Source organism: Bacillus lumedeiriae (genome assembly GCF_044891285.1).
Lineage (GTDB): Bacteria > Bacillota > Bacilli > Bacillales > Domibacillaceae > Pseudobacillus > Pseudobacillus lumedeiriae.
The window spans coordinates 84,043-109,340 of record NZ_JAUIYO010000006.1; the positions used below are offsets into that span (position 1 = coordinate 84,043).

Genomic DNA, 25,298 nt, shown 5'->3' on the forward strand with positions numbered 1-25,298 from the left:
AAGAGACTGCTCCAAAACGGGTCAGCCTCTTCCTTTTATCGTTTAATCATCTTACATTCTTATTGTCGTTGTAGTAATGACGCTCTTCTCACCGTACGCTTTTTGCCAATCCTCACTAAAGACTTTCACATTTGCTTCCGTTGCCGGATGTGCTAGAAAGTCCTTGATAATAGCAGGTGCTGCTGTCACACCATGCACTCCATACAGGCAAACATCATGCACTTGCTGCACATTTTTAAAGCTCGCTGCCAGCACTTGACTGTTCAGTTGATGCTTCTCTAGCATTTGGATCATCTCTTTAACAACATTCACACCGTTCCCTGCAAGATTGTCGATTCGATTTACATATGGTGTGACATACGAAGCGCCCGCTTTCGCAGCAAGGTATCCTTGTAAAGGCGTGTAGATCGTCGTAGCCATCGTCCGGATTCCTTCAGCTTTCAATGCCTTAATCGCCTTGATTCCTTCATGTGTAACGGGTATTTTAATGACTACGTTTCCCTGTACTGTTTCGCGTATATGCTTCGCTTCTTCCACCATTTCTTCTGCTTTAAACGTAAGTGTTTGAACGAATAATTCTCTTTCATTTCCGATCGCTTCTCTAATTTCCCCGAGTAACTCTACAAAGCCTTTCTTTTCCTTTACAATAATACTCGGATTTGTCGTCACTCCATCTACCGGATAATATTCAACAAGTTCTTTAATCTCCTCTACATTAGCTGAATCAATCACTAATAACATCTTAGCCACTCCCTTTTCTTTTTTATCAGCTTTGCTACACTCCCATGTTGATTTCCGCTGAGGCACTTGCCTTCCGCTCCAATCAACTATAATCATGAACATCACCTTTTGATTAAACAGTCTCCAATTACTTGTTTTTTTGATCGCTTGGATAAACGAGGCCAATGATCTTTCTTACTTCATCCATCACCTTCATCGTTTCGTAAGAATGGTGGTAAGAATTGACGTCAGACTCTGTTTTTCCATTCACTATTAATTCCACGAATTCGTTTACTTCGTAATACATCGTAGGATATGGCTGTTCAACTGTTAAGTGTTCAACAGTGCCATCATTGTATCGAACCTCTACTCGTTCAGCCGTATGTAATTTATCAATAATTAAGCTTCCATTCTCCCCTTGAATTTCGCTGGGCAGATGAGAGTTGCTTATTTTTGAATACATAACGACCGCTTCTTTATCATCATATTGCAATAAGACGCTGCCTTCACCATCTACTCCTGATTCTAGCATCACGCTCGTTGCCTGTATTCCCTTTGGCTCTCCAAACAACACAATTAACGGATATAAGCAGTATGTACCGAGATCCATTAACGAACCATTGGCATAGACCGGATTAAAAGCGTTAAGGATAATTCCTTCTTTATACTTATCGTAACGGGATGAGTACTGACAGTAGCTTGAAAAGAATTTACGAACAGGACCAATTTTATGTAAGTTTTCCTGAATAACTTTAAAATTGGGCAGCAGCGTAGATTTCATGGCTTCCATCAGCAGAACGTTATGCTTTTTGGCTGCTTCAATCATTCTCTTTACTTCTTCTGCATTCGCCGCTAATGGTTTTTCGCATAAAACATGTTTGCCATTTTGTAAAAACAAAATAGCTTGTTCTTCGTGATAACAATTCGGTGTAGCAATATATACAGCATCGATTAAAGGACTTTCTGCCATTTCCTCAAGGTTAGTAAACGTATGTTGCGCACCGTATTTATCCGCAAACTCCTTCGCTCTTTCACTCGTTCTTGAATAAACAGCCGCCAACTCAAAATTTTCTACAAATTTAGCGGCATCTAGTAAATGATCTGTAATCCAGTTTGTCCCTACTACTCCTACACGTACCATTTTCCATCCCTCTTTTCAATGAAACTTGTAACGATTGATTCCATCATTATTCTTTCGCCATTTCGATTTCCACTTCTTTTTCTTTGTTGGTCATCAATATGTTAATATCTGAAAATTATAATTCATTACAAGTAGATTGTTAAGCGTTTAGGGGCACTTTGTTCAATTCGCACTGAAAATAGAAATATGCGTCATGGGCTTTTACATGTATGAGAGCACTTCTTTCCAAAAAAAAGATGCCCCTAAAAGTTATACTTTTGGGACACCCTTTACTTTTTAAAAGCTTAATTCTCCACCAATTTGGCGGTCATTTCCTTATCGGTTGGTTTTCCTTCTAATGGTTCTTCCGCTTGTTTCGCCCGTTTAATAAAGAAAGCAAGAACAAACGCGACAGCAGCAATAAAGGTCGCCGCAAGGAAAGCGTCATTAATTCCCTCTAACATCGCCTTCATCGCAATTTGTTGTTTCATTTCAGCTACAGCGGCTGCTGACGGCTGTCCTGCTGCATGCTTCATAGCAGCATCTGCCAATTCTGCAGCATGTGTTTCCGTACGATTAGACATAAGCGTAACGAGCAGCGCTGTACCAATAGCTCCGGCCACCTGGTTTAACGTATTATTCATCGCTGTACCGTGTGGATAGAAGCGGGCTGGCAGTTGATTTAACCCGTTTGTAGAAACCGGCATCATCACCATCGATATTCCGAGCATCCGCACAGCATTTAAAATCACTAAATGATTATAAGTAGTATCTAATGAGAGTTTACTGAAATAATATGTCGTGACCACTGTAATAGCTAAACCGATGACAGCAAGTATTCTTCCGCCAACCTTATCAAATAATTTACCCGTAATCGGTGACATAAGAGACAGGACAATCGCTCCTGGGAGCATCATAAGCCCCGCGTCGAGCGGTGATATCCCGCGAATCGTTTGAACATAAATAGGAAGTAACAACATTCCAGAAAACATCGCCATATTAAGAACCATAGAAATAGACGATGATAAAGCAAACATCGGGTATTTAAACACACCAAAGTTAAGCATTGGCCGCTCAAGCTTTGATTGGCGCACAATAAACCACACTAATGAAATCACACCAACGATGATCGTTGCATATACTTGCGGGCTATCCCAGCCTTTACTGCCCGCTGAACTAAATCCGTACAGCAAACCGCCAAACCCCACACTTGATAATAGAAGAGAAAAGAAATCAAGATGAAGATCCACCTTCTCTTTTTTATCCTTAAGCAGGAAAAAGCCAATCAATAGAACAATGACTGCAATCGGTGTGATGAAGTGGAAAAGCATTCTCCAGTCGTAATGTTCAATAATCCACCCAGACAATGTCGGGCCTATTGCTGGGGCAGACATCATAATTAAACCGAAAAACCCCATCGCTGTCCCTCTTTTTTCTATTGGAAAGCTCACTAGCATAACATTCATTAATAATGGCATCATGATCGCTGATCCAGATGCTTGAACCATTCTACCGGCTAATAATAACGGAAACACGTGGGCAAAACCGGCGATAATCGTTCCTAGTGTAAATAAACTAATAGCCGCTAAAAACAAATGTCTAACAGAATATTTTTGAATTAAAAAGGCAGTAGTTGGAATCAATATTCCGTTCACTAGCATAAAGCCAGTCGTCAGCCACTGTACCGTTGATGGCTCAACGCTCAAATCCTTCATAATGGAAGGAAGAGCGATATTTAGCAATGTATTATTCAAAAAAGTAATAAAAGCCCCGATCATTAGGATAGAAAGAATTCCATACGGTGCACCATTCGTCTTTTTTATGGAATCATCCATTATTTCTCCCCCTATACATTCGGTACATTATTTTGTACCATCGTTTCATTCAGAACCTTATCATATACCAATAGTTCAATGAATGCAATAAAAAAATAACCTGTTATTTACGGGGTTTGTATAAATTCTAAAAGTAATGTACTATGACTTTTATACACACAGTCCAATTAAAATTTCAGGTGATAATATATGAACGACAGAAAGCAGCATGTCATCAAAATGGCTCATCAACTATTTATTGACAAAGGTTTTCAAGCGACATCCATTCAAGATATTTTAAACGTAAGCGGAATATCCAAAGGGACATTTTATAATTATTTTTCATCTAAGAATGAATTGTTAATCGCCCTTTTTAAATCAATTCATAAACAGCTCGAAAAGGAACGTAATGAATTACTCATTGGCCAGGACCCTGCCGATATGGAAATTTTCATTAAACAAATCGAATTGCAGATGAAAACGAACCGAACAAATAAGCTACTCCCTCTTTTTGAAGAAGTACTCGTTTCGAATGATCAGGATCTTAAAGAATTTATTAAAAAAGGACAATTGCGGTCGCTTCGTTGGGTGTATCGGCGATTTACAGATATCTTCAGCGAAAGAGAGAAGCCTTATTTACTAGACTGTTCCATTATGCTCATTGGTATTTTACATCAAAACCTTAAATATTATGTGATGCTTCATGAGTCCGATGACAGCATTCATCGAGTAGTCCGCTATAGTGTAGAACGAGCCGTAAAGATTGTACATGAGGTTGCACAAACAGGCGATCAGTTAATTCCTCCTGAGTTTTTAGAAGGCTGGCTGCCCGATTGCGAGCAAACAGATCACTCTCTTCAGCAGAAACTTTGTCATACGATATCCGTATTGAAAAATGCGCTGAATAATCAGATTGAAGGAACAAAGTGCATCGAGTTATTAGACTTTATACAAGATGAACTGCTTCATTCAAAAAGCCCTCGGAAATTCCTAACGGAAAGCGCTCTTTCGTCCTTACAGGCAGAACGAGAATCTTTCGGGGAAGAGGAACTTCATAAGCTCAATCAACTAGTGGCAAGTTACTTTGATCAAATAGAGCAGACGGATTAACTTGATCCGTTGATTTCCCTTCCAGGTGCTTCGCTTTCCGTGGTGCAGACGATGAGTCTGCATCTATAACAAACAGCCTTAACCAGATATACCTGGTTAAGGCTGTTTGTTAGTAGCATGGATAACGATCGATCAATGCATACCGTTCCATTTCCCTTGGTTCTTAGAAGCTTTTTCTTTTTTCGCCTTTTCTTTATGAGCTCGATTCGCATTCGCACTGCCAAATTCCTCACCAAACTCCGAATCTGTTTGGCTAGAGTCAAACCCTTTTTTGTTCTTTTGCTCTGCATCATTTTTCTTCGTCCGTTTTGCCATCATAATCCCTCCTTCGTTTCTTTAGTATGAGAAGCAAAAGAGGAAATATACGCTGCGGCTTGTTCAAATAACCTTGTACCACGTGATATGGTTTTAGATAGCAAAAAGCAGATCGGCCATATCATGAATAAGATAACAGCTGCCAGTATCGCAGAGAACAAAAAAGTGGTAATGATTTCAAAATAGACCAAGCAGGAAACCTTTTAGATAGATAACACAAAGCCTTAAGAGGGCATAATCTATATAAGTATGAGTTACATGAGCGATGGAGGTAAAAAAGTGATGAATTTTCAACCTTTTAGCGGGATCGTAACGATGATTAGTGACTTTGCAATAGGATCAAATAATGAAGGCGCCGGCTGTTATAAATTAATGTCTGTAGATAACGGACGCGGCTCTTTAGTAAATTTCGTAGTGGAACCTACTACTTACTTTGTAGATCATGTAATGATAGAAGCAGGGGATAGGGTAACCGGATTTTATGATGCAGACGCAGCTGTTCCTCTTATATTCCCTCCACAATTCCGAGCAATTGTTATGGCTAAAAATACACCTTATCAAAATGTGAAAGTCGATTATTTTAACAGCCGATTAGAAAGCAGTGATGGCCAATTAAAATTAAACATTTCCCCCTATACCCAGATGTTATTACAAAACGGGCAAGCATTTACAAACAATCCCGCAAATCGAAATCTAATCGTGATCTATGGCCCTTCTACCAGAAGTATACCGGCCCAGACTACTCCTTACAAAATTATTGTTATGTGTTAGCTGTTTAAAATAATAATGGACTCCAAGGTCAGCTTAGCAGCGAGTGACATAAAGGAGGTGGATGCAAAAGGATCGTTCTCTTTTACATCCACCTCCTTTCATTTTTATAGTGATTTAAGCACATCTTTCCGCCCTTTCATCTTATACATCGCTGTATCGGCCCTTCCATCACTTCACTTAGTGAAAGGTAACCGGCAATTCTTTTAGCGACCTAAACCCAATGAGTTTTCTCCATTGCGGTTCTGGTGCGGCCATTTGGAGATGATCCATTCGCTGCACGAGCGTGCCAATAGCAATTTGTGCTTCCAAACGTGCTAATGATGCACCCAAACAAAAATGAATGCCAGATCCAAAGGCAAGGTGCGGGTTGGGATTTCTAGTGATATCGAGCACATTAGGATGATCGAACTTTTTCGGATCACGATTAGCGGCCCCTAGCAGGATGTATACTTGCTCTCCTTTTTTAATCGTGACTTCATTCATTTCAATCTCTTCTGATGCCACACGGGCTGTCAACTGTGTCGGACTGTCATAGCGTAAAAATTCTTCAACAGCCCTTTCAATCAAGATTGGCTTTTCCTTTAACATCATCAATTGCTTCGGATAATTCAATAAGGATAGAACCGAATTGCTAATCAGATTGACCGTTGTTTCGTGTCCAGCAATCACAAGTAAAATACACGTCGCCAGCAGTTCCTCATCTGTTAACACCTCTCCTTGTTGTTCCTCAATGATTAACCTGCTAATAAGGTCATCTTGAAGGAGCTGTTTCCTCTTTTGAATAAGTTCTTTAAAATAAACGAGCAATATCTTCGTTATGTCGTTTCCATTTGTTAACGTCCTTTTTGACCGGGTAAAGTCAATGGTTTGGATTAAACTTACGGACCATTCTCTAAATTGCTGGCGCTCTTCTTCCGGTACCCCTAATATTTTAGCTATAATGAGACTAGCTAAAGGAAACGCAAAGTCTGCAATGATATCCATTCTTTTTCTTGCCTGCACCCGATCCAGCAGATCGTTAACCGTTTCTTCTATATATGGACGGTAACCTTCCACAACATTTGGGGTAAATGCTTTACTAATCAACATGCGTAAGCGTTTATGATCATCTTGATTCTTAAAAAGCATCATATCATTTTGAATATTTTTAAGATGTTCATATTTTTTGGTTGTCTGAGGAAGCGGAATACGATTTTTAAATTTGGTGTTTTTAAGGATCTTTGCCGCCTCTTCATATCCGGTTACATACCAGCCTCGATATTTAAATAAACTCCCCTTATACATAGGGCAATGGGAACGTAACTGATCATAAATGGGATAAGGATTGCTTAAAAACTCAGAAGAAGAAAGGGAAATTGGAAATGTTTTCAGAAATTCTAACTCCTGTTTCGGATGGCTTATCATTTTATTCCTCCCATATACAACTTATTTTCAATCGCTGGCATCAGTTACTGTTACAAAAAACATTTATACAATGATGCTCAGCTCTTTTCCAATTAGACGAAATGACGTTAACAAGTCATCTATTTCTTTTGAACTGTGGTCAGTTGTAACCGTCAGCCGAATACGACTTTCTCCTATCGGCACGGTCGGCGGCCGAATCGCTGGAGCATATATCCCTTCTTGCTGAAGCCTTTTCGCAAAATCAACAGCTTTATAGGGGTCCCCGATGATCACGGGAATAATCGGTGTCCCGCCCCCTTTTACTTCATAACCCATTTCTTCCAAACCAGTTTTTACCTGTTTTACTTTTGAAAGCAGCAGTTGGCGTTGTTCTTTACTCTGTTCTATAATCTCCAATGCTGCATATGAAGCTGCACAGATGCACGGTGAAATCGAAGTTTGAAAGATAAACGTTCTAGCATGGTTTAGCAAAAAGTCAGTCAACACTTTTGATCCAGAGACAAATCCTCCTTCCGTACCGACGGCTTTGCTTAGAGTACCGATCGTTATATGTGGAGTGACACCGAAATGCTCGCTTGTCCCTCTGCCATTCTCTCCTAAAACACCCGTTGCATGGGCATCGTCAATAATAACGAATGCTCCATAGCGTTCAGCAAGTGACATGATCTTATCGAGCGGTGCAATCGTACCATCCATACTAAATACGCCATCCGTTACGATAAAACACTGTCGATCACACGCTACTTCTTTTAATTTCTCTTCAAGATCGTCGGTATCGACATGTTTATAAATGACCGTATCGGCTTTGGATAATCGGCATCCGTCGATCACACTCGCATGATTCAGTTGGTCGCTAAAGATGACGTCCCCTTTTTGAGGCAACGAAGACAGTACACCGACATTAGCTAAATAGCCGCTTGAAAACAGAAGGGCTGCTTCCGTTTGCTTAAAACTTGCGATTCTTTCCTCCAGCTTTTGGTGCCATTTCGTATGGCCTGTCGTTAACCTCGAGCCGCTGCTTCCAACTCCAAATTCATGAAGAATCGTTTCCGCTGCATAAATCAAGCGCTCATCATTGGCCAATCCTAAATAATTATTTGAGGAAAAAACAATTTGCTGCCTTTCATCCGCAACCATCTCTGGAAGGGAAGAAGTATCCATCGTTCGCAGCCTGCGATACAAACCAGACTCTTTTGTCTTATCTAACCTCTGACTTAACCATTCATCAAGCTTCACGTTTGTTATCCCCTCTATTCTCCTTCTCAAGATTCTCCTTTATCTCCCTCCCATTGAACAAAAACGGGCTGCTTTTCTAAGTAATGGATATAGGAATCCCACTCTTTTAAACCTTCAACAAAAAAGATGCGGCACCCCTGTTCATCTCCATGTTCTTTTAGTTTTGTAATACGTTGATAGCCTAGCTTTTTGCTTGCCACATAACCTGTTATGTATTCCGGATCATCTGACCAGCATAATTCTGCGACAGAAGCCGGATGTTCACTCACCTTGGCCGCAAGCACAAGCGCCTCCTTCACTCTCGGACTGTTAGGCATCTTGTAGTAAGCAGCCCATTTTTCGAAATTATTATTCAACCAATCCATTCGGGAAACTCTCACGCCCTTTTCGTGCCTATGATCAATCCGGTCACCTGACTGAATGTCAACTACTATCGCCCCTCTAATATTTGAATATTCAGTCATATATTTGTATGATTTTTCAATGATCTTCCTCGGAATACCGGTCTTCTCCAGCAGTTCCCAAGACAATGCTTGTCCCATTTCTACTGATGCTACTTTATTTGTCTTAATTGGTAATGGCTGAATGAGCTTGATTGGCTCTTCAATTAATTCAAACTGAACCTGCATAAAATCAGGGTTTCCTCTTGAATGAGTTAGCCCTTTTTCCAATAAAGCATTCATCGCATATTTTATATCTCTATAGGTGGAAAGCATTTCTCCACCCGATATGTGTTTTCCGCCATGTTCATGAGGCCCATTCTTAGCAGCCCTCATTCTGACACTATAATACTTTTCCTCTTGCATATTTTCGATCCTCCGGGCTTGTCTTTTGAAAGCAAAAGATCCGTTTGCTTTGAAGTTAGAAAGCTAAGTAACGTTCTTCCACGGAATCTACATTAATCAAACACCTTAACCATCCAATGCATTCCGAATCATTACAAATGCCAAACATACGTCTAGTTTGTAAACTATTTTTTAATTTTAGTTAACATTTAAATAATAAAATTGCTAACACCATCCTGTCAATAAATTAATCTTGTTCATAAGCAGCTCATTTCTTTTAAGCTCTTCACAAAAGATGTATAAAACAACAAAGAGTGACTTTAAAGGGACAAGCCCTTTAAAGTCACTCTCAACAAATGAACTTATTCTCAAGATTTACTGTTCCGCAAGTCCTTTGAAAAGCTCAACGGCCGTTTCGATGAGTTCATCGCGGAAGTCATACTCATATGTGTGTACGTGAGGATATTCTTCGCCGTTTCCGATGTAACACATCGCACCTTTCGCCTTCTTCAAATAATGGCCAAAGTCTTCAGAACCACGGAACGCTTCTTTCATCTCGACGACCGGAAGCCCCTTTGCCTCGCAAACTTGCCGGATCTTGTCAGAGCTTTCCTTATGATTCACCGTTTCAGGAAAAGCATCGTTGTAGGAGAAGCTTACTTTTAATCCATACTTTTCTGCTTGAGCCATCGCAAGCTCTTCAAGGTTTTTCTGAAGCTTATCCAATTCTTCTTCATACAAAGCACGGATCGTTAAAAGCAAGTCGCCTTTACTCGCAGATACTCCGAAAGCTCTTTCGCCGATGGCTACTTGAACAACCGTACAAAGGACGATCCCCTTGTTGTTCTCTGGAGAGATGAACTCAGGAATAGCATCAATCACCTTTGCAATAGCGAAAGAAGGATTCGCTCCATCCTCTGGCTGGCTGGCATGGGCAGGAGCACCTTCCATGCGGATCGTCATTCCTTTAGATGCACAATGAGCTGTTCCATCAATGACGTTAACAGACTTGAATGGCATGCCGCTCATGTTATGATAAGCGAAAATCTCTTCGATATTATTTTCCTCGATAAACTCAACACACTGAGCAGCTCCGTCTCCTGTTTCCTCCGCATGCTGGAAGAGGAAGAAGATGTTTTTATCGGCACCCTTCTGGTCGATTTCTAGAGCAAACCCAGCAAGGCTTGCAGAGTGGCCGTCATGCCCGCATTTATGAGAGATTCCCGAGAACTGCGAAGCATGTGGAATGTCGATTTTTTCTTCCATCGGAATCGCGTCAAAGTCTGCACGGAACGCGATGTTCTTCTTCCCTTCACCCGCGCGATAAACCGCGTAGAACCAAAGGCCTTTATCTACAATTTCTAGATTTGTATGCTCTTTAAGAAAATCGATTAAATGCTGTTTTGTCCAAACTTCATGATTGGATAACTCGGGATGCTGATGCAATTCATGACGCAGCTGTTTCGCTAATTCTAGATTTTTCGTTTCCAATGTTCCTGTCTCCTCCAAATAAGATTTCTTTCACATGCTTTTGATCGTTGATCTATTAAAGTAATAAAGTCCCATTAGACCATATCTATACGTCTGTTTTTATCAGATACTCTGTAAGTATTACCTAAAAAGTGGACCTAACATCTATTAGCTGCCAGCATGATCATTCAACCATCTGATAGCGCTATGTGCAACGACTGCTGCACCTATTGGAAGAACACCCTCATCCAAGACGATATTGGGGTTGTGCAATGGATAATTCTTATCCCCTAATCCATTCGATCCCGCCCACATAAACATTGTTGGGACGAGTTGGCTAATGTATGAGAAATCTTCCGTGCCAGCTAACGGCTCTTCATCAATTTGTAAATTGTTTTCGCCGATCACTTCTTTCACATACGGAGCCACTTGTTTGCATAATTCTTCATTATTATATAAAGAAGGAGTAGAGATCGTTTCAAGTTCGTACGTTCCGCGCATCATTTTTACCGTTGCATCAATGATCTCTTGAACTCGTTTAAACAAATAATCCCTTACTTCAGGATTAAATGAACGTAAAGTAGCATCTAAATGCGCCGTGTCAGGAATGATGTTAGCTACCGTACCGCCTCCCATTTTCCCAATAACAAGAACGGCTCTTTCTTTTGGATCGATTTCTTTCCCCACTAATGTGTTCATTTGATTATAGATCGCATTCACGATCATCAATGGATCGATCGCTTTTTGAGGTTCAGAACTATGTCCGCCTTTTCCTTGTACCTTTAGGAAAAATCCATCTAATGATGAAGCAGCCGTACCTGGTTTATAACCAAACTTTCCAACTTCTAAATCTGGGGTGACGTGAAGAGCAAGTGCTGCATCGACCTTCGGATTCTCTAGTAAACCGTTAGCCGCCATGTCCTTCGCTCCTGCTCCAATTTCCTCGGCCGGCTGAAACATAATTTTGACTGTTCCATTAATTTCATTTTCTTTTTCCTTTAATAGCTTGGCCGCTCCCAGCATGAATGTCGTGTGAATATCATGCCCGCACGTATGCGCGTACCCATTCGTAGATTTGAACGGCAAATCTGTCGTTTCTTCCATCGGTAGAGCATCCATGTCGCCTCGTAATAAAATGGTTTTCCCATTTCCGTTACCAATCGTTACGACTAGGCCTGCTTTTCCTACTTTCTTAGGCTCCAAGCCCATATTGAGTAATGCTTTTTCAACATAGGCCACTGTGTTTGGCAAATCAAATCCGATTTCAGGATTTTGATGAAGGTGTCGACGATAACCCACTAGTTCATCCTTTATCTCATTTGCTTTTAATAAAGTATCGTTAGTCATTGCGCTCTCCCTTTCCTCATGCAAAGTCCTTATCCTTATTGGTATGGATTTGCAGCTTATTTAATCAGATGGCTGCATTTAGTTATCTTAAAAACTTATGAAAACGCCGCCAATTTGACAAAGAGCAACCACAACTAGCCGCTCAAAGAATTATATCAGCATATTGACTAATCCATATTACAGCAACATATATCCTGGTAAAAGTGAATTTCAATATTTTCCCTCCGTAAAAAAATAAGAACAGGCACTAAAATTAGGCCTGTTCCTTCATTCCGTATAAGTAGTAAAAAAATTTGTACACACTATTTCTCGCTCCAACAAGCAGTTATTCTAATGTTGTAAACATCATTTATATACGCATAGACCTTCAAAATCGAACTGATCACTTATCATTCCACTTGTATAATTAATTAACTATTTACTATATGTTAAGCTCGGTCAATCGTAAAATAATACACTCTACCTTAGAAAACGGCTACCATCCTTCCATTGTAAGTCCGGAATAAAAAAATGACCGAGTGATGAGAACACTCGATCCATACAACTACACGCCGCAAGAAAAGCGGGTGGCCTAAGATTTATGTAAAAATGCATCAAAAAAAGTAACAACTCTTTAGCCTATCCTTCCATTTATTACACAGTCTTAACTTTTGATTGTGGTGAAATTTGCTTATTTAATTTTCTAATATACAAATTGTTTCCGATTAAACTAGCAATCGTTATTAAGGTCCCTATAAGTTCGAACGCAGTTAAGTGATAACCTTGAATAACATAGATTATAAAAGTAGTTACAGGAACCATATTTATAAAGAGAATACCATTTATAGGTGTAATGATTCTGTTACCAATATTCCAAACAAAGATCCCTAATACTCCCGCAATAAGTGACATATACAGAAGCGATCCTGAAACGTCATCAATCATTGAAAGTGTTGGAACATTCAGCCAACCAATACATGTTGCTAAACCTACTAAAATAACGTTTGAGACGGTTCCAAAAATCGTAGTTATGGTCGAATATCTTAATGGTGACCATTCTGGAAAATAATCTCCACCCATGGTATAGATGACAAAACACAATGCACCTATAAGGATTATTAGATAAGCAAATGTATCTCCATCCTCCGAAACGAAGATACTTAAATCTCCGTTTGAAATAACGATAACAACCCCTATTAATCCCGTTAACATAAGAAGAACTGTAAATGGTTTAGGAGAGCCCTTTTTAGTTACCCAATTCACTATAACTCCAAGCAGCGGCTGAACCGCCATTATTACCGCAGCTATTACAGTTCCTGATGGACCAGCTAGTTTTTGTCCTAAAAATACTAGAAAACCAAAACCTGTAAAACCCATCGTTCCTAGAAACCATAGTTTTATTGTTTTGCCTTCCGTAGAGAATTTTCCTTTTCCTTCTATTAAAATTAGCAATAGTACCAATATAACCATCGCAATGCCAAATCTAAATAAAGTGAAATAAAACGGATCCATGATCTGTAGGGCATTTCCCATTACAGGATACATTCCGCCCCAACATATAACAGCTATTAAACACATTAAAATACCTGTTAAAAATTTATTTTGCCTCATCTGTGATTCCTCCTGTTAAACTTATTTCAGAAAGATTAAGGTGGACAATCGTTCCTTGGAGGGTCCTTCTAGATGCACTGGCAGGTGTTTCTCCAATTCCTCCCTATATACCATTTAAAAATAAAAGTTACATCCTAAAAACACTTGAATCTTTTTCTTAATAAGGCTTAACGATGACCTTTAACAATTAGGAGCTTCAATGGAGCAACAAAAAAACTTAATCTTTCCCCTGCTTCTTCTTTTAAAACCACTTACTCTATACGACCAAAAAAAGCATCTACCCCCATAGATGCCTTGTTCTCCCTCTTAATTATTCAATTGGTCCCTTAGTTTTCTAAATTCTCCCCTATCAAATAGCTCATTTAATGTTTGTTGTGTGGCCATACCATTGACGGATACTAAACCATCTTTAGTAATCCGGATTTCTATTTTGTTTCCAATGGTCATTAACTGATCTTCTAGATGTTTATAGGCAGGTGTTAAAAAGTGATAACGTTGATTCGACGAGCCCACCCACGGCCGGCTCAAGTCCAGCTTATCTTTCATAAAAGGTCCGTCAATCAATAAATCGGCCGCTTCCAGCAAGTTCTGGCATTCTTTTCTCTTTTTCAGATTTTCATACAGATCCCCCGAAAAGGTCATCACTGTTAAGCCTAACTCTCTTACCATAGATGCTAGTTTGCCTAGCGCCTCTGCCTGATCAAAAGGTTCGCCGCCGAGGAATGTAACACCTTCTATATTATTTTTCTGTTTGCTTTTTTTTATTTCCATAAAGAGATCTTCCACACTTATTGATTTGCCTTTTTTCTTTGACCATGTCCAAGGCACGCCGCATCCTTCACAGCGAATGGAGCAGCCCTGTACCCAGAGACAGAACCTTTTTCCTGGACCTTCTACGGTTGTCAGCGGTAAATATCGATGAATCACGAGTTCCATTAAAAATCCACGACTCTTCCTTCTGTTTTTTTCGTTTGTTCCGGATGAGAATGATCAGGAAAGATAAGATACGGTTTTATTTTTTCAATGAGATGCGGCTTAATCGCTAAGGCTTCAACAAAATGATCAAAGGATGTAAATCCGTTTTCTTGTTCCCTTACCGAAATTACTTTTTTGGCAAAAAGACCGCCAATGCCGGGCACTTTTGCAATGTCTGCTTCTGACGCCTTGTTTACATCAATCATTTGCACTTCAGAAGAAGGTTCTTTCTCCTTCTCTTTTTCTACTGGCTGAATCATTTCAGGCTGCTCCTCAACAACATGATTATCAGCTATTGAATGTTCCTCCCTCTTAATCGAATGAGCTGCCGCATATTCCTGCGTGATCTTTTGCTTGAGTGATTGCATTTCTTTTTCCTTATACCCGGACGAAATTTTCGCTTCAAGTCTTAATAAATACTCCGGTCTTATTTTAAAAACATGAACGATCGAAGCAATCCAACCGATAAAGTAGATCATAAAGGTGACATTATAAAACCAATGATCAACCGGAACACTTTCCATTACGACTATCAGCATGATAAATAAAGCAGAATAAATAATTCCCGCAATGAACCATTTTCTTTGCTTCACTTTATAGGATGCATAAAAGAACGAAACGTAACTAAAAAACCCCAGCGTCAGAATCGCCCAGAGCATCCAGATCGAGTTCCTTAATTCCCACACTTTCCCTTTTTCTGTAATTCGAGCCACACATTAATCCCCCTTAATCAACTGGTTGTTTTGGCGAATGGTTTGCATATTTGTTTCATAGTACTCCTCTGTATAATTGGAATCTATGGATTCTGCATCAAGTAATTCTTCAAGAAGCTCGATATACTGCAAACAATCTTTCCCCTTTATTCCTTTTGTTTTAGCAAAAATATTGCCGTCTTCTGTTATTTTTATTGTTATCTTTTTAGGGTTCATTTTCTCACCTATCATTCTGATTGAGTTACATTAAATGTGACTAAAATGGAGCGGTCTTCTAAAACTTCTTCAGATTCTAACTCTAATCCTTTTTCGCCAGCCTGCAGCAAAAGCTTCTGATACGTTTCCTGTTGAATTAAATACTTATACTCAGCGTGTAAATTCTCAAGGAATTCCACTGCGTGTTCTTGCTCAACGCTTTTATCAAATACCGCTTCAAAAACCCCTTGGTCATTTTGCTGAAAATAGATTTTAATATCTCCTACCTCTGTTTGATAGTTTTGCTGATTGATCTCATGAACATTACAACCATATTGTTCAATTGCCTTTTGCAGCAAATGCTGTCGTTTCATAACCGTTTGAATTTTATATGTATGACCGCCTTGTTTATGATTCTCAATCAAGGAGCCGACAGATTGGGCAACAGCAATTCCGACCGGTATGAGTACTAACTCGATACTCATCTCCTATCACCTCTCTCTTCTTTCTATTTAAAAGTCAATCGTTCGACCGCCGCGTGATGTATTAATATCATGACTCGCTTCTGTCTCATCATTCTCAGTGTACTCTGTCCGGTCCTCGCGTGGTGTCGCGGCGACGGCTCTTACATTTGCCCAATCACGAATTCGCTTAATTTGCTCAGCCTGGGTAACTGATAACGGAACAAACTGCCTGCATATCTTTTCAAAGTCCGTTAAGGTTACACTTCTTTCTTCATAAAATGCTTCAAACAACCCATTTATGACTGCCTGCTCAATCTCTGCTCCTACAAATCCTTCCGTTAACTCAGCAAGAGCATTCAAGTTGCCATCTGTTATTTCAAAATCGCCAGAGACAGTAGGATTCTTTAACCTTTTCTTTAAATGAACCCTGAAAATCTCTACTCTCTCCCGTTTTGTCGGCAAATCCACGAAGAAGATTTCATCAAACCTTCCTTTGCGTAACATTTCAGGAGGCAAGCTTGAAATATTATTAGCTGTTGCTATAACAAACACGGGCTTTTCCTTTTCCTGCATCCATGTTAAAAAGTGACCAAAAATTCGAGATGTTGTTCCACTGTCTCCCGAGGAACCTAGCCCGCTAAATCCTTTTTCAATTTCATCAATCCACAAAATGGAGGGAGCAATGGCTTCGGCAGTTTGAATGGCTTTTCTCATATTCTCTTCACTGCTTCCAACAATTCCGCTGAATATTTTCCCAACGTCAAGCCTTAATAAAGGGAGCTGCCACATTTCGCTGATTGCTTTACTGATTAAACTCTTTCCACATCCGGGTACACCTGTAATCAGCACTCCTTTTGGAGATGGCAAGCCGTACTTTTGCGCAGATTCTAACCACGACTTATTTCTCTTTCGGAGCCAACGTTTTAAATTTTCAAGTCCGCCAACGTCTTTCATATTCAAACTGCTATTTACAAATTCTAGAATACCAGTTTTTTTAATAATTTGTTCTTTTTCTTCTAGAATGACTTCCACGTCATCTATTGAAAGTTTCCCATCTTCTACCATCGCACGAGCAAATGCATTTTCTGCCTCCGACAATGTAAGCCCCAAGGCAGCTTTTACTAACTTTTCTTTTTCCTCCTCATTTAAATTAATTTCGATCCGTCCACTTTGTTTATTTACTTCGATCATTTCATCCAGACTCTGTTTAATCTCTGTAAATGTTGGCAAGTCAAAATCAACAATAGTAATATCTTTCTCAAGATCATGCGGCAAGTTTAGGACAGGAGAAAGAAATACAACGTTTTTCGGATTAGGACTCCGCTTTAAACTAGAACTGATATCCCGCAGCTTACGTATGATTTGATAATCAGGAAGGCGTCCTTCACTCCCAAAAAAGATATGAAAATCTTGTAATACAAAAATAGCTGGTTCTTCATAATTTTCAATCCATTCCAACGCCTTAAGTGCCGATTTTGTGTCCCCTTTTCCTATTTCTTCTCCGGAAATACCTGTCGTTACCTTCCATGTAATCACTTTTCTTTGTGTCTTAATTAACTCTTGATTAGAAGCAATCGAATGTATAAGCGAAAGTACCCTGTCCTCTTCCCATGTTGATAAATAGAGAAAAGGAAAACGTGCTTTGAACAGGTTAGCCATTAATCTCTTTCTGTCAACTTTTTTCTCCACTTTTACTCCCCCTCTCTCCAACTAAATAGAGCCTTTTTCTTTCCATCTACTAATAATATTGTACAAAAACTTACATTAAAAGACTACCTGTTACAAAAAATGGCTTTATGTATGATAACTGTCAAACTAACAAGCACATGCGGACATCTAAAAAGAGTGAAATAGAAATGTAAACTATTAGGTGTTTCAATCAAAAAACTTGCCATCTAAAAAAGCACCTACTCTCCCGTAGATGCCTCGTTCTCCCTTTCCGTTATCCAACTACTACTCCATATAGCTGTTCGTTTACGTCAAGGTGATTCGTATTGATTTCTGTTAACGTGCCGATAAGTTCTTTCGTCTGTGCCCGATGTGTTTTGCGTGAAATCGCGCGCTGGGGGGCGGTTCTAAATAAATATTCCTCTTCTTCTGTCTCCGGGATGACTTTTGGCACAGGCATTGGCTTGCCTTCATCGTCTACTGCTACGAGCGTCTGGAAAGATACAGCCGCAATCCTTCTTTCGCCTGTCATTAAGTTTTCAGCTGTGGAACGGATGAAGACTTCCATCGATGTCCGGCTTGTCCAAGTGACATAGGCAACGAGGCAGATGGAATCTCCTACCCGTACCGGAGAAAGGAAATCGACAGAATCGGTGGAAGCTGTCACACACGGTCTTCTAGAGTGACGCGTGGCAGCCAATACAGCCACTTCATCAATCAGCTGCATAAGCCGGCCGCCGAATAATGTATGATGATGCTGTGTATCTGGCGGCAGTACGACATTTGCTTTAACACAGCGGGAAAGTTTACATGGTTTTGCTTCCATAAGTCAATCACCTCATAGTTGTTATATAGATTGGATTATTATTATAAGTTGTATTATAACAGAAGATTCATAATATTTGTTGTTATAACATAACTTTTTTTGATTAATTTGTTGAGAAACACAAAAAGACCCCTACATATATAGGCGGCGGGAAATCTCTTATGAATTTGGCATTTTATCTCTTATACAAAAATTAAACAAAACCTGCTCTTTAGCTTTTCTGTTCTACTTATTCACTTTGGACACCCCTACATGTTTACAGTTTAAAAAGAAGGCTTTTCCACCTCAAAAATTTCGGAATAAGCTAGCAAACGAATGAATAAAATCAAAAAATAACATTCATGGGCCCTAGTTACATTCAAATATCACACATGTGTATAAGGAGGAACATATGTCTTCTTTTAATCCGCAGAAGTTATCTGTGAAAATCATCCCCCCTGCTAATTCCATTCAGCCAATGGAAGGAAGAAAATATACACTTACCCATTCGGACATCACCGCTGAATTATTTTTAGACATTGGATACGTGTACAATTATAAGGCGATCAATCTAAACATGCGGGACGAGGTACTGGCAAAATGGCAAAAAGATAAGCATGGCCACTTAATTTTAACAGGAAAAGCATATGTAGATGGCGGCGAATTTAGCCAAAACACATCAGCTATACGTTTTAACATATTTAAAAGAGAAATGAACACTGCATTAAAAGGAATGATATATGGGGACCGCCCCTTTTTTGCCAACTATCCTTTCCTGCTCGATGCTCCTATCTATATTTATTATGAATCCAGTTATCCACAATATAATCAGACTATTTACTATGGCACACCTCGGCAATATTTAAATCAGATTTACAATAGCTTCTGATCACGGCTTCCCCATACATCCTATCACTCTAAGATTTTGTACGTTATATAGGTAGGGGAAGCCACTTCCTTTTTCTATTCACTTACACATAGATCTGACTATTCAAATAGATTTATGTCCACTGGACAAAAATCGCTCCAGCCATGCCGCCATCAGCTGCATTCCTTCTTCATGAAGCGGCCGTTCTAAAACTATTTTCATTAACTTTTTCGTTTCCAAAATGCTTTTCGGTTCTGTCTGCCCTCGGAGGCCGTGCTCCATGTCCTTAACGATATGATACTCACTTTCTCCTTGTACAAGTCCAGACAACTCTTCTAAAACTGAACTTTCAACGAGCGGGTCTTTGTCGCCGTGCAGTGCAAAAACTGGACAGGTGACATGCTGCAAAGCTTCTCTCGTATGATAAGCATCGTGCTCGCGGAACCATTTTGCCGGCTGCTTGATGCCTTGGATTCGGATCGTATCGCTGCTTGATTCTTTCATTTTTCGAAACATTTTTTCCGTCTTTTTTTCATTTTTTTCATCTATCTTCATCTTACGATTCAGCCAGCCTTTCCACCCCGGCATGGCAAGCAGTTCCTTGTACGCCTGCTTTCGCTGATGCCCAAGCGCCTCCATCAAGTTATCCACACCGCCGGATAGAAGCATGCATCCGTCCACTTCCATCTTTGCGGCGATGTCTGTTGCCAAAATGGTCCCTTCGCTATGACCGCACACGATCACATCTGATACATTCTGCTGCGCCTGCAAAAAAGACACTGCGGCTTTAGCATCGTGCAATAAATCGGACAAACCTGCGTCCATCCAGCTTCCACTGCGCTTTCCTGTTCCTCGTTTATCATACCGAAGTGTAATAAAACCGAGTGCGGTGAAAAAATGCGCTAATTCTTTATACAAATTGGTTTGATACTTTCCCTTCGGTCCGTTCCCATTACGGTCGATCGGTCCTGAACCAGCAATTAGCAAAATAGCCGGGAGTGTTCCTTCTTGTTCCGGACATGACAGTGTCGCAAAAATATCTTTTTCAATTATAACCTCTGTTTCAATCATGACTTCTCTCCTTTAAGATTAATGCCTGTTACTGATTGCTGTATTTGCCGCTCCGATGACTGTTCATGTTGAACTTCTAATGTTTTTGTCATTCTATATTATTAATTATGATAATAATATCACTTTTGATAAAAATCAACAAAAAAAAGAAAGTACGAACTTTTAGTAATTGTCTCTTCTTTTTGCGAGCAGGTGAATGTTAAAATTACCCGTTCAACAGACTCAACATGACTGTGGTATTTATAACATTGGCAACTATTTATTCAATTAGTCATGTAGCAGCGTTTACCTAATGCTTATTTTATTCATTAGCAGTTTTCTATGATCCATAAATAATGTTAGAACCACATGTGTTGATTATCTATAAATTCCTAAGAACAAGCGAAAAAAAGAGACGCTTTCTTGTAAAATGTAAGTGTGACCAAACAATTACAAGAAAAGGCGTCCCCTATGAAATAGAATACCATGGATGCAAAAGTTTATTTCCGATGAAGAGCACTAGCCACTGATTGGACTAACTGGCTGTGGAGATACAGCACGCAAGATGACAGGAAAAATGTTGATCGGGTACCTTGTGACGACAGCTATGTGTAATTGGAAAAGCCTGTGTTGCTGCGCCGATGCCGGTTCCACTGCCCGTCAATGTTAATTAAGTGCTCCACTTTATTCCAAAAGCTTGGACATGCGGATTCATGTCATCTTTTCATTAGAAACATCCCATGCCTAAAGACAGACTAGCACCCTTGAGGGGTTTTCCCACTCGGAAAGATCTGTAAAGATGGACGGGCAATAGAGAAGAGCGAAATATCATGTTCAGTTTTACCATTCATAGCTAATTGGCTTAATATCTCTCCAATGACACTTGCAAATTTAAATCCATGTCCTGAGAATCCAGCAGCAACAGCCACATGAGCATGCTCTGGATGCAAGTCTACAATAAAATGTTCATCTGGTGTAAATGTATACATACACACCTGTCCATCTTTTAATTCACCTGCAGCCTGCGGCAGATAACTTTCTAAGAAACTGCGTACATCGCCTTCATCACCCGAATATGCTCCAAATTTACGCTTGCTTTGATCAGGATCGATTGGTTCCCCTAAATCATGCCGTCCAACTTTTATCCCTTCCCCACCGAAGTTAGGGAAGCCGAAATATATTCCTGTTGGGATTTCAGACATAAAGACAGGAAAATGTCCAGGATGATACAGTGATTGATCAGATTCAAACCAAGCAACCGTTTTACGATAGGCTTGAAGCGGTAAGTCAAGATTAAGCTTTGCAAGCATTTTACCATTCCAAGCTCCTGTCGTAACGATAAGTTTGTCCGCCGTATAAGATTCGTGCCTTGTCTGTACTTTTACGGAATCTTGATAGATTTCAACATCCTCCACGGGTGTATTCGTCAAAAGTGAAGCTCCGTTAACTGTTGCAAGTTCGCGATAAGCACGAATACAATTTTCACTAAACAGCACGCCTGAATTCGGCTCCAAAATAGCAGCAAAATCCTTCGGTACATTTAAACCAGGCCAGCGCTCGTTTATTTCCTCACCATACAGTAATTCATAAGGAAGCGAATGTTCCTGTGCACTTGCTATCGTCTTATCAATAAATTCTGATTCCCCTTTAGGGCCGAACCCTAATACACCCGTTTGTGCAAAGATTTTATGTTCCGTTTTTTTCCCAAGTTCATCCCATAATGCTTGGGCCCGAAGGACAAGGGGAACGTATTCACTGCCCATACCATAAGCATGACGCATGATGCGGGTATCGCCATGATGGCTGCCGCTGGAATGCGGTGGATCAAATGCATCGATCAATAATGTCTTCACTCCTTGCTTGGCTAAATAATAACCAGCCGCCATTCCCATTGAACCAGCGCCTACAACGATTACATCAAAATGTGTGCTCATAATCATCCTCCTGAAAGTAGTAAAATAGATAAGTTATCGTTACAAATTTTCTTTTATCGAACTATGCAAAGATTCATCCATTCCATGTGCAGAATCACCTGTGCTATTTACCTCACTTAAAGAGAGGGATTTTGTCTCTGGTGCCCAAGCAATGGAGATAATCGTACCAATTAAAAGAATAACTGCCATTCCACCCATGGTCGCATGTAATCCAAAAGAACTCATACTAACCGGAAGGAAGAACGTTCCAATTGCAGCCCCGATCCGGCTAATCGCCGTCACTACACCAATTCCAGATCCCCGGATTTCGGTTGGAAAAAGTTCCGATGGATATACAAACTCAAGGTTTGTAGCTGCTGCCATAATAAAAGTGAACGCTAGGAAGAATACGATCGCTAAGAGGGGATGACTTGTGATACTAAGCATAAACATGCTGACAACAAGGAGAACAAAAGAGCCAATGGTGAATCCCCTTCGGGTAAATTTTTCTAAAAACCATAGACCAACAACGGCGCCAACAAGAAGAAAGATATTTAACCACATGTATACCGAGAAATTCTCTTTAAACCCCATGTATTTCAAAATGGTTGGGAGAAACGTGTATATAGCAAAGTATGGAATGACCTGACAGACATAAAACAGCCCGCCAAAAGCCGTACGCTTCCAAAGTCTTTTGCTAAAGAGATCTAAAAAACCAGTCTTGGCTTGGCTGTTCCCAATATTTGTGTCCATCTCCACATTTGCTCCGATATGTTTGCGGATGATATGCTGCGCTTCTTCGATGCGCCCCTTACTAATAAGCCATCTAGGCGACTCAGGCGTTCCAATTCGCAAGATCAACACAATGAAGGCAGGAATCGCGGCACTAATAAGCATCCAACGCCATGATTCAGGACCAGCCTTCCCCAAATAAAATCCAACGAAGTTTGCAACTACATACCCTACTGTCCACACAATGTTTAAAGAAGCTAGCAATGCTCCCCTATATTTTTTTGGAGCAAATTCAGCGAGTAAAGTTGTTCCCACTGCGTAATCTCCTCCGAGGGCTAAGCCTATCATTAATCGCAGGATAAACAACGTTGCTGGATCATTCACAAAAAATTGAAGAATGGAAGCAATTGTAATCACTAAGAAGTTTGTAAGAAATATTTTTTGTCTGCCAATTCGATCAGATAGGCCTCCAAGCAGCAAACTGCCAAAAAAAAGTCCAATTAAAGCGGAACTTCCAATTAGTCCTTCCCACATTGGGCTTAAATTCATTTCAGGACTAAGCAAAGCAAGAGCCATACCAATAATCCCAAGAGTATAACCGTCAGAAAAATTTGCCCCAAAAGTAAGCGCAGTAATTTTGAAATGAAACTTGTTAAGCGGGGCATCATCCATCTTAAATTTCCTTTCAGTCATTAGACACGTTCCCTCATTTCCCATATAATTTTTGGTTATGTCTTTTAAAAGAATATGAACTTACTAGAATTAACCGGACGGCTGCTCTATCTTGCTTGATCTATCGCTATCATCTAATGACAGACTGTCCTTGAGATCAGATGTATGCGATTACATTTAGGTCATCACTTTGTCCCGCCATTATATAAATCCCATTTAACCTTTTAACATTTCGTTAAGTTCAATTAGTCATCCATCTCAGCCCCTTTTTTGTTTGTTATAAAACGAATGAGAAAACACCCCCATAAACACATTCTCAAAAAAGACGTTGTTCTTTTTATGAACGTGTTCTTTAATTGATAATATTCATAATAGTCAAAAAATATTTCTTTGTCAATTTTAAATTAACCACCCAGCCATTTAGCGCATCATATAGACAGACTGCTCCCCACTTATAGGGACATCATTAGGAATATGCCAATATACAGCGTTAAGAAAACCCCAATATAAAAAGCCCAATTTCTCAGGATTAAAATTGAGAAATTGGGCTTTTGGGTTCTCCTCCGTTTTAGGATAGATATGGCATAGAACTCTATTTTTATGACTAAGCGAACACGGAGGTCGAGCTCACTAAAGAGGAAAAACAAAAAATTCTAGGGACGTGAGGAAAGAGGAATACGCTAATTTACCGCCATCACAAATTTGGCAGATCAGTTATTTTAGAATCTGGCTTTTACTTCATGTTGCAGAAACAAGATATGAAGAAGCATTGAGGGCAAAACAAAAGACAAGCGAAGCACGATCGAGAAAAGAGAATGAATCGATCATCATCCGTAAATATTAGCCCTTTGACAGCTTTTGTGCCACTTCCTTAATATATCTTACGGTTATCTCTATCGCTTCTTCTTTTTTATAACTGCTCCTGTTATTCAAGAGTGTCGACATCATACCTTTCCATAGAAGGATGATCATATTATTTACATCTTCTATATGTTCAGAGCGGATATCATGCTTCTTCTCAATCTCTAAAAACATCTTGTTTCTTTTACCTAGGTTAGGCTCAAAGAGTGTAGGCTTGATTTCATCTGGTATCCCAATTAACTCACTGGGATATACAGAATAATAATGCTTAAGTAATTCATCAGGTTTTTCACCTAAATCTTCTATAAAGAGGGCATAATATATTTCAGGTTTAGAAAATGAATATTTACAAAAACATTCCCATGATACAATATATTTATCTAAGTAACTCTCTTCTTTACTCATATATACATTAACTTCGTGTACATAATCCTTAACGAGCTTCATTGAAGCAAAAAATAAAAGGTGCGACAGATCTTTAAAATAATTATAAATGGTGGACGTAGTATAGCCTGCTCTCTCTGCAACCTTTCGTGCAGTAACATTTTTAATCCCTTCTTCTTCGATAATTTGAACAGCTGCGTCAACAAAATATTGATACATTCTATTTACCTGTATTTGTTTACGTTTCGTGGCCATTTCTCTTCTCCTCAATTTTGCAAATATTGTGAGTTTATTATACAAGTTTATATGGATATGT

At 39.6% G+C, this 25,298-nt stretch carries 23 protein-coding genes; 3 read left to right on the forward strand and 20 right to left on the reverse strand.

The window, feature by feature from the left end; translation table 11 throughout:
• Positions 1–51: 51 nt before the first annotated feature.
• From QYG89_RS10000 to QYG89_RS10010, 3 genes are all read right to left on the reverse strand, one after another.
• Positions 52–837: a fructose-6-phosphate aldolase gene (locus QYG89_RS10000; RefSeq protein ID WP_404316859.1), complete on the reverse strand. Its 786-nt coding sequence runs from the start codon at positions 835–837 to the stop codon at positions 52–54.
• 31 nt (positions 838–868) lie between these two features.
• Positions 869–1,861: a Gfo/Idh/MocA family protein gene (locus QYG89_RS10005; protein ID WP_404316860.1), complete on the reverse strand. Its 993-nt coding sequence runs from the start codon at positions 1,859–1,861 to the stop codon at positions 869–871.
• Positions 1,862–2,145: 284 nt separating this feature from the next.
• Positions 2,146–3,675: a DHA2 family efflux MFS transporter permease subunit gene (locus QYG89_RS10010; RefSeq protein WP_404316861.1), complete on the reverse strand. Its 1,530-nt coding sequence runs from the start codon at positions 3,673–3,675 to the stop codon at positions 2,146–2,148.
• A 189-nt stretch (positions 3,676–3,864) separates the two neighbouring features.
• Here QYG89_RS10010 and QYG89_RS10015 point away from each other — a divergent pair, with 189 nt between their 5' ends.
• Positions 3,865–4,764 (forward strand): TetR/AcrR family transcriptional regulator, encoded by a 900-nt coding sequence (locus QYG89_RS10015; protein WP_404316862.1) that lies wholly within the window; start codon positions 3,865–3,867, stop codon positions 4,762–4,764.
• 132 nt (positions 4,765–4,896) lie between these two features.
• Here the strand turns inward: QYG89_RS10015 and QYG89_RS10020 are convergent, their stop codons facing one another.
• A complete protein-coding gene (locus QYG89_RS10020; protein ID WP_404316968.1) occupies positions 4,897–5,079 on the reverse strand; it encodes a hypothetical protein in 183 nt (60 codons plus the stop codon).
• A gap of 279 nt (positions 5,080–5,358) precedes the next feature.
• On the opposite strand from QYG89_RS10020, the gene QYG89_RS10025 reads away from it, so the two are divergent.
• Positions 5,359–5,850 carry a hypothetical protein gene (locus QYG89_RS10025; RefSeq protein ID WP_404316863.1) on the forward strand — a complete coding sequence of 164 codons (492 nt, stop codon included), beginning with the start codon at positions 5,359–5,361 and terminating at the stop codon, positions 5,848–5,850.
• A 177-nt stretch (positions 5,851–6,027) separates the two neighbouring features.
• On the opposite strand, the gene QYG89_RS10030 is transcribed toward QYG89_RS10025, so the two are convergent.
• The 12 genes from QYG89_RS10030 to QYG89_RS10085 all read right to left on the reverse strand — a co-directional run bounded on the left by QYG89_RS10030 (position 6,028) and on the right by QYG89_RS10085 (position 18,523).
• A complete protein-coding gene (locus QYG89_RS10030) occupies positions 6,028–7,254 on the reverse strand; it encodes a cytochrome P450 (RefSeq protein ID WP_404316864.1) in 1,227 nt (408 codons plus the stop codon).
• A 63-nt stretch (positions 7,255–7,317) separates the two neighbouring features.
• A complete protein-coding gene (bioF, locus tag QYG89_RS10035; protein WP_404316865.1) occupies positions 7,318–8,490 on the reverse strand; it encodes an 8-amino-7-oxononanoate synthase in 1,173 nt (390 codons plus the stop codon).
• A 26-nt stretch (positions 8,491–8,516) separates the two neighbouring features.
• Entirely contained in the window at positions 8,517–9,296 is a 780-nt protein-coding gene (bioW, locus tag QYG89_RS10040; RefSeq protein WP_404316866.1) for a 6-carboxyhexanoate--CoA ligase, read from the reverse strand.
• A gap of 354 nt (positions 9,297–9,650) precedes the next feature.
• On the reverse strand, positions 9,651–10,766 hold the full coding sequence (locus QYG89_RS10045) for a M20 metallopeptidase family protein (RefSeq protein WP_404316867.1): 1,116 nt from the start codon (positions 10,764–10,766) through the stop codon (positions 9,651–9,653).
• Positions 10,767–10,913: 147 nt separating this feature from the next.
• Complete coding sequence (locus QYG89_RS10050) at positions 10,914–12,092, reverse strand: M20 metallopeptidase family protein (protein WP_404316868.1); 1,179 nt, start codon at positions 12,090–12,092, stop codon at positions 10,914–10,916.
• 633 nt (positions 12,093–12,725) lie between these two features.
• Positions 12,726–13,682, reverse strand: coding sequence for a DMT family transporter (locus tag QYG89_RS10055; protein ID WP_404316869.1), 957 nt, complete (start codon positions 13,680–13,682; stop codon positions 12,726–12,728).
• A 306-nt stretch (positions 13,683–13,988) separates the two neighbouring features.
• Positions 13,989–14,618, reverse strand: coding sequence for a 4Fe-4S single cluster domain-containing protein (locus QYG89_RS10060; RefSeq protein WP_404316870.1), 630 nt, complete (start codon positions 14,616–14,618; stop codon positions 13,989–13,991).
• Positions 14,618–15,370 carry a ComEA family DNA-binding protein gene (locus QYG89_RS10065; RefSeq protein ID WP_404316871.1) on the reverse strand — a complete coding sequence of 251 codons (753 nt, stop codon included), beginning with the start codon at positions 15,368–15,370 and terminating at the stop codon, positions 14,618–14,620. Before QYG89_RS10065 ends, QYG89_RS10060 begins: the two co-directional genes overlap by 1 nt.
• Before the next feature lie 3 nt (positions 15,371–15,373).
• A complete protein-coding gene (locus QYG89_RS10070; RefSeq protein WP_404316872.1) occupies positions 15,374–15,586 on the reverse strand; it encodes a DUF2997 domain-containing protein in 213 nt (70 codons plus the stop codon).
• 11 nt (positions 15,587–15,597) lie between these two features.
• Positions 15,598–16,050 (reverse strand): hypothetical protein, encoded by a 453-nt coding sequence (locus QYG89_RS10075; protein WP_404316873.1) that lies wholly within the window; start codon positions 16,048–16,050, stop codon positions 15,598–15,600.
• A 27-nt stretch (positions 16,051–16,077) separates the two neighbouring features.
• Positions 16,078–17,718, reverse strand: a complete 1,641-nt coding sequence (locus QYG89_RS10080; RefSeq protein ID WP_404316874.1) for an AAA family ATPase — start codon at positions 17,716–17,718, stop codon at positions 16,078–16,080.
• Positions 17,719–17,971: 253 nt separating this feature from the next.
• Positions 17,972–18,523 (reverse strand): acyl-CoA thioesterase, encoded by a 552-nt coding sequence (locus QYG89_RS10085; protein WP_404316875.1) that lies wholly within the window; start codon positions 18,521–18,523, stop codon positions 17,972–17,974.
• Between the two features lie 391 nt (positions 18,524–18,914).
• On the opposite strand from QYG89_RS10085, the gene QYG89_RS10090 reads away from it, so the two are divergent.
• A complete protein-coding gene (locus tag QYG89_RS10090) occupies positions 18,915–19,391 on the forward strand; it encodes a staygreen family protein (protein ID WP_404316876.1) in 477 nt (158 codons plus the stop codon).
• 102 nt (positions 19,392–19,493) lie between these two features.
• On the opposite strand, the gene QYG89_RS10095 is transcribed toward QYG89_RS10090, so the two are convergent.
• The 4 genes from QYG89_RS10095 to QYG89_RS10110 form a co-directional block, all read right to left on the reverse strand.
• Complete coding sequence (locus QYG89_RS10095; protein ID WP_404316877.1) at positions 19,494–20,441, reverse strand: alpha/beta hydrolase family protein; 948 nt, start codon at positions 20,439–20,441, stop codon at positions 19,494–19,496.
• Between the two features lie 734 nt (positions 20,442–21,175).
• Positions 21,176–22,360: an N-methyl-L-tryptophan oxidase gene (solA, locus tag QYG89_RS10100; RefSeq protein WP_404316878.1), complete on the reverse strand. Its 1,185-nt coding sequence runs from the start codon at positions 22,358–22,360 to the stop codon at positions 21,176–21,178.
• Between the two features lie 33 nt (positions 22,361–22,393).
• Positions 22,394–23,758, reverse strand: coding sequence for an MFS transporter (locus QYG89_RS10105; RefSeq protein ID WP_404316879.1), 1,365 nt, complete (start codon positions 23,756–23,758; stop codon positions 22,394–22,396).
• Positions 23,759–24,577: 819 nt separating this feature from the next.
• Positions 24,578–25,237, reverse strand: a complete 660-nt coding sequence (locus tag QYG89_RS10110; RefSeq protein ID WP_404316881.1) for a TetR/AcrR family transcriptional regulator — start codon at positions 25,235–25,237, stop codon at positions 24,578–24,580.
• Positions 25,238–25,298 lie beyond the last annotated feature (61 nt).